8 protein-coding genes are annotated in these 6,795 nt (G+C 68.4%); 6 read left to right on the plus strand and 2 right to left on the minus strand.

Annotation, left to right across the window (positions count from 1 at the left end; genetic code table 11):
* Positions 1-553: 553 nt before the first annotated feature.
* From ACFXGJ_RS13910 to ACFXGJ_RS13925, 4 genes are all read left to right on the plus strand, one after another.
* Positions 554-1,279 carry a helix-turn-helix domain-containing protein gene (locus ACFXGJ_RS13910; protein ID WP_378620591.1) on the plus strand — a complete coding sequence of 242 codons (726 nt, stop codon included), beginning with the start codon at positions 554-556 and terminating at the stop codon, positions 1,277-1,279.
* Positions 1,280-1,378: 99 nt separating this feature from the next.
* Positions 1,379-1,723, plus strand: coding sequence for a VOC family protein (locus ACFXGJ_RS13915; protein WP_378620593.1), 345 nt, complete (start codon positions 1,379-1,381; stop codon positions 1,721-1,723).
* Positions 1,724-3,056: 1,333 nt separating this feature from the next.
* Positions 3,057-3,497 (plus strand): MarR family winged helix-turn-helix transcriptional regulator, encoded by a 441-nt coding sequence (locus ACFXGJ_RS13920; protein ID WP_378620596.1) that lies wholly within the window; start codon positions 3,057-3,059, stop codon positions 3,495-3,497.
* 22 nt (positions 3,498-3,519) lie between these two features.
* Complete coding sequence (locus ACFXGJ_RS13925) at positions 3,520-3,948, plus strand: organic hydroperoxide resistance protein (RefSeq protein WP_378424513.1); 429 nt, start codon at positions 3,520-3,522, stop codon at positions 3,946-3,948.
* 3 nt (positions 3,949-3,951) lie between these two features.
* Here ACFXGJ_RS13925 and ACFXGJ_RS13930 read toward each other — a convergent pair whose 3' ends face one another.
* Both ACFXGJ_RS13930 and ACFXGJ_RS13935 read right to left on the minus strand, forming a co-directional pair.
* Entirely contained in the window at positions 3,952-4,485 is a 534-nt protein-coding gene (locus ACFXGJ_RS13930; RefSeq protein ID WP_378620599.1) for a VOC family protein, read from the minus strand.
* 4 nt (positions 4,486-4,489) lie between these two features.
* Complete coding sequence (locus ACFXGJ_RS13935) at positions 4,490-5,368, minus strand: oxidoreductase (RefSeq protein ID WP_378620602.1); 879 nt, start codon at positions 5,366-5,368, stop codon at positions 4,490-4,492.
* Positions 5,369-5,417: 49 nt separating this feature from the next.
* On the opposite strand from ACFXGJ_RS13935, the gene ACFXGJ_RS13940 reads away from it, so the two are divergent.
* The gene (locus tag ACFXGJ_RS13940) at positions 5,418-5,639 is read left to right on the plus strand and encodes a hypothetical protein (RefSeq protein WP_378620606.1); all 222 of its coding nucleotides are present in this window, start codon (positions 5,418-5,420) and stop codon (positions 5,637-5,639) included.
* Positions 5,640-5,649: 10 nt separating this feature from the next.
* A complete protein-coding gene (locus ACFXGJ_RS13945; protein ID WP_378620609.1) occupies positions 5,650-6,747 on the plus strand; it encodes a Gfo/Idh/MocA family protein in 1,098 nt (365 codons plus the stop codon).
* The last annotated feature ends 48 nt before the right edge of the window (positions 6,748-6,795 follow it).

Here is a 6,795-nt window from a genome sequence, read left to right on the forward strand (position 1 = left end):
GATCGCCGACCGATTGACCCCCATCACGTCGGGTTCGGTTCGAGCCGACGCTGGTTCCGCGCCTAATGCTTCGGGCGACAGTGTCGACGTGAGGCGGACCACCAGTTCGCCGAATGCGGCTGGCACCGAGAAGAGTTCGATATCGACACCGGCCGCGCCATCTACCGGTGGCGGGTGGACAAAATCTTCGATCGCGGCAACTCCGGCCTGCGCCTGGCCGAGGCAGGCGCAGGATGTCGGAGCTGGAATGCGTCACCCGCTCTGAGCACGAGTCCGTCGGCCGACATCGCACCGCTCAGGGAGAGCCCGAGCGGCGTCCCCTCGCAAGGCCACCGTCGCCGCGACCGGGACGTCGCGATCACAGGTCGACACCGTTGAAGGCCTGCGGGTGGGCGTCAACTACGGCCTGCGGCAGACTGGGTCGGTGGCCACCGTGGGCGAGACCAGGCGAGGTAGTGGCACCCGCTCGCGGTGGGTAGCAGTTTCCGCGACCCCGGCGCCCACTCTTGCCGGCCTGGTTTCTCGGTACGGGGGTTTCCGGGAGGTGTCGGTGATGCCGATCCTGCGTCGCGAGCTCCCGTCGCCCAGCCCCGTGCTCGTGATCAGCCTCGCCGAGCCGTTGTCCCTCAGCCGCCCCAGCGGCGATCTGAGCACTTCAGCGGTGCTTGTCGGCGTCGGTCGCACAGCGACTCTGGCCGCTCACAGCGGAACGCAGACCGTGCTCGAAGCACAACTGTCGCCGCTGTCGGCCCTACAGTTGTGCGGCGTGCCGGCCTCGGATCTGACCGACCGCGTCGTCGACCTCGCCGAGCTGTGGGACGGGGCAGCGGAGGTGGTCGGACGCATAGGCGCTGCCGCTACCTGGGCGGAACGATTTCATCTCCTGGACTCGGTTCTGACGGCGCGGGCTCAGCGCGGACGAGACGTGGACCCGGTGCTGGCCGGCGCGTGGCAGCAACTCCTCAGCAGTCGCGGCAATCTCAGCATGAGCGCACTGCACGACCAAACCGGTTGGAGCCGTAAGCGGCTCGCTGACCGATTCCGCGAGCAGGTCGGCCTCACGCCCAAGTCGATGGCGCGGCTGGTGCGCTTTCATCGAGCGGTGAACCTGCTGCACCAACCCGGGCACCGTTCCCTGACCGCGATCGCATCGACCTGTGGCTACTACGACCAGGCCCACCTCAATCGGGAGTTCCGGGAACTGGCCGGCGGCCCTCCCGGGTCATACCTGACCGGAATGGACGCGGATCCGGCCGCCGCCGGCATGGCCGGAATCTGACAGCGCCTCCAATCGGTCCGAGCGACACAAACGTCCAAGACCCGCGCCCCGAACCCTCCTACGGTGACCGGTACCAATCACCGACAAATGGGAGCTGACATGCACGGCGAGTTGACCTTCTTCGAGATCGGCGTCCCCGACTCCGGACGCGCGCAGGCGTTCTACGGACGACTGTTCGGATGGGAGTTCCCACCCACCGGCGTCGGCGACCAGGTCTCGATCACGACGCCGGGCACCATGGCCGGGTTGCACGACCAGGATGCCGAGGCGCGCATCGCGATGTACTTCGCCGTGGACGACATCGAAGCGGCCGTGCGGACCGTCCGCGCGCTGGGCGGCACCGCGGAGGACCCCCGGCCCGAAGAACCCGGATTCGGACGGTTCACCGCCTGCACCGACGACCAGGGCGTGCAGTTCGGTCTGCACCAGGCGGCGACCACCTAGAGCATGTCTCCTAACCTGCGAGGTGTTCGAGCCAGGCGCATACCGCTGACAGGAGCAGGGTGCCGGACCGGAACGTAGTCCTGGGAAGTGCTGGAATCCGGTGTCCTGGTTACCCGTCCTGCGCATCCGTCCTACACGGGTTGCCTGTGCAGGACGGTTCCTCGCCTATTGGCGGGCAGCCGGTTTCGTCTGGCTCCATCATCGGAGGGCGTCCGCGGTGCGGCAAATCCGTTGACGAGGAGTTGCCGACCGAAGCCGAGTTCACGCTGCAGCCGGGGTTCCGAACAATTGCCAACTATCTTGACCACGATCGCGACCGAAAGTCGCCACCGTAGTTGGCCAATCGTCACGATAGTTTGCCATTGGTCACGATGGTTGGCCGCTTCTGCTGCGAGACGCAGTTGGCCGACAACAGCAGCGCTGCTACACCCACGTCGTAGCCGGCGCACAGCGCGGGATACCACCTGGGAAGTCGCGATGAGGCGCCTCGCTCGTGTGCGTGGTCAAACACCGCATGCGCAAACCATCCGGCTGCAGTCAGCCGGTTGGCCCAATGCGACGGCAGGGCGACCGCACCGGCCAAGACGATGGTCGTCGCTAGAACGGCAGTCCATTCGCGGGTAAGGACGGCGGAATCAGCGGGCCGCCCCAGGTGTGCAGCGGGATAAATCGCTGCGGCGCCCACCAACCCCGCAGCGTAAGCCGTCACTCGGCGAAATGGACTCTGCTTTGCAAGGGGTCGGTCTCCGGCGATACTCAGAAAACCACCAGCAGCAAACGCAACGAGACGGCCGCCCGACCCTGGTAGTTCGCTCATCAGGACCACTGAACCAGATGGACCAGATCCGGACACTCCTTTGCCGATCTTCAAGTGCGCCGATCACCGAGCATGACCGCGCGCCCGATCTGGCCCGTCAACGGCCTGCGACGAAAGGCCGCTGCTTATCGGCGATCCCGCCCACAGACAGACGGGTGCGGCCACCAGCTGAGCAGCGCGACTGCGGTCGCCAATGTTTGCTTCGACTCGAAGCCCCCGGTACTGCGTGGTACTCGTCCCGGCTTCCGTCTTCCGCCTCGTCCGCGTCGCTGATACTCCCGCTCGCTGCACGAGTTCAGACAGGCCATGGCGGAACCGAGAAGAGCTGGGCAATCGAATACACCGGGGTCGCGGTCGGGCCGGTCGACGATGGCTCACGGCTCTCGGGCACGAGTCACAGGTCGTGCGGAATTGCGGCCCTCCGAGCTCACACGGGTCAGGGCTGCGGGAAATGACAACTACGGTGGCGATTCACACCTGTTGTGCACAACTTAACTGTGCGCTACCTTGATTCTCGTGACCGACGATCTGTCCCTCGACCGCCAGGTGTGCTTCGCCCTCTACTCGGCCTCGCGCGCCGCCACCGCGGTCTACCGCCCCCTGCTCGACGACCTCGGCCTCACCTACCCGCAGTACCTGGTGATGCTCGTGTTGTGGGAGCGCGACGGTCGCGGCGTCCGCGAGATCTGCGAGGAACTCAATCTCGACACCGGCACCGGATCACCCCTGCTCAGGCGACTGGAGGGGCTCGGCCTCGTCGTTCGTCGGCGCCTGGACACCGACGAACGACGGGTCGAGATCCACCTCACCCGGAAGGGCGCGGCGCTGCGCGATCGGGCCCGCGACATCCCGCGCCTGCTCGCCGAGTCCACCGGGCTCGACGAGGCGGAACTGGCCTCGCTCCGGGCCGCGCTGGTCCGGGTCACCGAGGCCCTGCACGCGGTCACGCCCCACTGATCGACCACCGAAGGAGAACGACATGAAGGTCCTCTACACCGCCGAAGCCCTCGCCACCGGCGAGGGACGCAACGGTCACGCCCGCACCTCGGACGGCCGGCTCGACCTCGACCTCGCGATTCCCGCGGCCATGGGTGGCAGCGGCGAGGGCACCAACCCGGAGCAGCTGTTCGCGGCCGGCTACGCCGCGTGCTTCCACTCCGCGCTGCAGGCGGTCGCGCGCGCGGCCAAGGCGAACGTCGCGGACTCCGCGGTCGGCGCCCGGGTCGGCATCGGCGCCCTCGACGGCGGCGCCTTCGGGCTGGAGGTGACCCTGGAGGTGTCGCTGCCGCACCTGACGCGGGCCGAGGCCGAGGACCTCACCGCCAAGGCGCACCAGGTGTGCCCGTACTCCAACGCGACGCGCGGGAACATCGAGGTCACGCTGGTGGTCGCCGAGTCCGACGACTGACCGTCAGGCCCGGTCGGCGAAAATCCGCTGCCACACAGCGTGATCCGTGCGCGGACCGCTCGGCGTGTCCGCCCCGTACCGCTCGATTTCGGCATCGATGTCGAGCGGTCGGGTCGGCGGCATTCCCGGGACGAGTTCCTCCTCGACCCGGTCGTCGGGCACCAGCCAGCACACCTCGAAGTCGATGCCGTCGGGATCGGATCCGTACAGCGCCTTGGTCGACCCGTGGTTGCTCGCGCCCACCAGTGCACCTGCGGCACTGAGCTTTCCGCGCATCTCGGCCAGCTCGGCCAGTGTCCCGACCTCCCACGCGAGATGGTAGAGACCGACGTCGCCCTGGCGGGCGCGGCTGGGCCCGTTGGGGCTCTGGAACAGCCCTAGGTCGTGGTCGTTGGCGGAACCCGCCGCCTGCAGGAACGCCGCACCGGCGAAACCGCCCGGCAGCTGCCTGAATCCGAGCACGCCCTCGTAGAACGCGAGGCTGCGCTCGAGGTTCGCGACGAACAGCACAGCATGGTTGAGACGACGAATCGACATGTTCTCAGCTTCCGAACTCGTAGGTGACGCCGGTCAGCGTCTCGGACTCGCCCCACAGGGCGGCCGCCACCGCCCGGTCGCGCGACTTCGCGTTGGACCCGACGACCTTCGGGTAGCCCCGCTGCTCGAACGGCCCGTCCGGGCCGAAGTAGGTGCCGCCGACGACGTCGGCGACCGTCGCCGCGTACAGCTCCGGGAGCGCGCCCATCTCGGCGCTCTGTGCCATCAGGTCGCCAAGCCCCATCACCCGGTCCCACAGCGAGTCGGTGTGGGACTGAAGACCGGTCGACGCGTAACCAGGGTGCGCGGCAACCGATTTCACCGACGAACCGGCCGATGCCAGGCGGCGGTTGAGCTCGTACGCGAACAGCAGGTTCGCCAGTTTCGACTGCCCGTAGGCGGGCCACCGGCGGTAGGTACGCTGCTGGTAGTTCGGGTCGGCCAGGTCGATGGTGCCGAATCGGTGCATCAGAGAGGACATCGTGACGACCCGGTCGGTGATCCGGTCGAGCAACAGGCCGGTGAGGGCGAAATGTCCGAGATGATTGGTACCGAACTGCATCTCGAATCCGTCGGCGGTGCGTCGACTCGGCACCGCCATCACGCCCGCGTTGTTGACCAGCACGTCGACGGCATCGATACCCGCGGCGAACTCGCGCACCGAGTCCAGGTTCGCGAGATCGAGCTTGCGGACCTCGGCGCGCGATCCGAGCGGGCGCGCGACCTCTTCGGCCTTCGCGACGTCCCGGCACGCGAGCACCACGTTCGCGCCGGCACCGACCAGTGCGCGGGCCGTTACCGCCCCGAGCCCGCTGTTGGCACCGGTCACCACGAACGTGCGTCCCTGCTGATCGACGATGTCCTGCGCGGTCCATTTCGTCATTGCCCGAGTTTAGCGATCTTGGATGCCGGGCGGCACTAGCCTGGTCCCCATGGCGAAGAAGAAGTGGTCGGAGCTCGGTCCGCGCACCAGGCAGGCAATCGTCGCGCTCGGCATCGTCGAGGTGGTCATGCTGATCGCCACCCAGGTGGACATCTCCCGCAGACCGGACGAGCTGATCCGCGGCCCCAAGAAGCTCTGGCGGGCGCTGGCCTTCGTCAACATCCTCGGGCCCGTTGCGTATTTCGTCAGGGGACGCCGCGCCGCGCACTAGTGTGCGCGGGATGACTGACAAGACACTCGGGCTGGCGGTGATCGGCACCGGCTTCGGCTGCATCACCCACGTGCCCGCGTTCCGGGACGCAGGCTTCGAGGTACGGGCGCTGATCGGGCGCGACCGCACCCGGACGGCCGAACGGGCCGCGCGCTTCGACATCGCCCATGCCGTGACATCACTGGGCGAGGCGATGGCCGCGACGGACATCGATGCCGTCACCATCGCCACTCCCCCGCACACCCACGCCGAGCTGGCGATCGAGGCGGCCGAGCGTGGTCTGCACGTGGTCTGCGAGAAGCCCTTCGCCGCAGATCTCACGCAGGCTCGGGCAATGCTCGACGCGGTCGAACGTGCGGGCGTGGTGCACCAGATCGGCACCGAGTTCCGGTACGCGACGCCGCAGGCCCTGCTCGCCCGCCAGGTCGCCGAGGGCGCTATCGGCACGCCGAAGCTCGCCACCCTGCTGATGCACCTGCCGATGTTCGCCGCCGAGGGCAGCCAGGCGCCGGGCTGGTGGACCGACGGCGCCGCGGGCGGCGGCTGGCTCGGCGCCCAGGGCACCCACATGATCGACCAGATCCGCTGCACCCTCGGTGAATTCGACTCGGTCAGCGCCGGACTTCCGGTGGTGGCCGATCGTGGGCAGACCGCCGAGGACAGCTTCACCGTCCAATTCCGCACCGTCGACGGCGTCGACGGCGTGCTCCAGAGCACGGTCGGTTCGTGGGGTCCGCTGCTGATGACCACCCGAATCGCCGGCACGGCGGGCACCGTGTGGATCGACGGCGACCGGGTCCGGCACGCCGACGCGAGCGGCGAACGCGAGGTCGCGGTGCCCACGGATCTCGAGAACCCCGCTCCCCAACCGCCGCCGTTCGACCTGTTCAGCACGACCTACGACTGGCTGCACGCCACCGGGCTGGACCGGGCGCCCTACGCCCGCCTCGCCGACGCGTTCCGCCGACGCATCCTCGGCGAGCAGATCGCGGCGACCGAACCCCGGCCCGCGACCTTCCACGACGGGGTGGCGGGCCAGGCGGTCCTCGACGCGATTCGACTCTCTGCGGCAGAGGGCCGGTCCGTACGCGTGGCGGACCTGGGCTGACTCCGGCCGTCGGACGAACGAGGGGCGCGGATCCAGCAGATCCGCGCC

This window comes from Rhodococcus sp. NPDC059234, from assembly GCF_042754225.1.
Classification (GTDB): domain Bacteria; phylum Actinomycetota; class Actinomycetes; order Mycobacteriales; family Mycobacteriaceae; genus Rhodococcus_G.

What these genes read in the sequence shown, in the direction of transcription:
- ACFXGJ_RS13940 (WP_378620606.1), top strand. Translation starts at nt 5,418, where the DNA reads ATGGCGAAGAAGAAGTGGTCGGAGCTCGGTCCGCGCACCAGGCAGGCA.
- ACFXGJ_RS13930 (WP_378620599.1), bottom strand. Translation starts at nt 4,485, where the DNA reads ATGTCGATTCGTCGTCTCAACCATGCTGTGCTGTTCGTCGCGAACCTC.
- ACFXGJ_RS13945 (WP_378620609.1), top strand. Translation starts at nt 5,650, where the DNA reads ATGACTGACAAGACACTCGGGCTGGCGGTGATCGGCACCGGCTTCGGC.
- ACFXGJ_RS13915 (WP_378620593.1), top strand. Translation starts at nt 1,379, where the DNA reads ATGCACGGCGAGTTGACCTTCTTCGAGATCGGCGTCCCCGACTCCGGA.
- ACFXGJ_RS13935 (WP_378620602.1), bottom strand. Translation starts at nt 5,368, where the DNA reads ATGACGAAATGGACCGCGCAGGACATCGTCGATCAGCAGGGACGCACG.
- ACFXGJ_RS13925 (WP_378424513.1), top strand. Translation starts at nt 3,520, where the DNA reads ATGAAGGTCCTCTACACCGCCGAAGCCCTCGCCACCGGCGAGGGACGC.
- ACFXGJ_RS13910 (WP_378620591.1), top strand. Translation starts at nt 554, where the DNA reads ATGCCGATCCTGCGTCGCGAGCTCCCGTCGCCCAGCCCCGTGCTCGTG.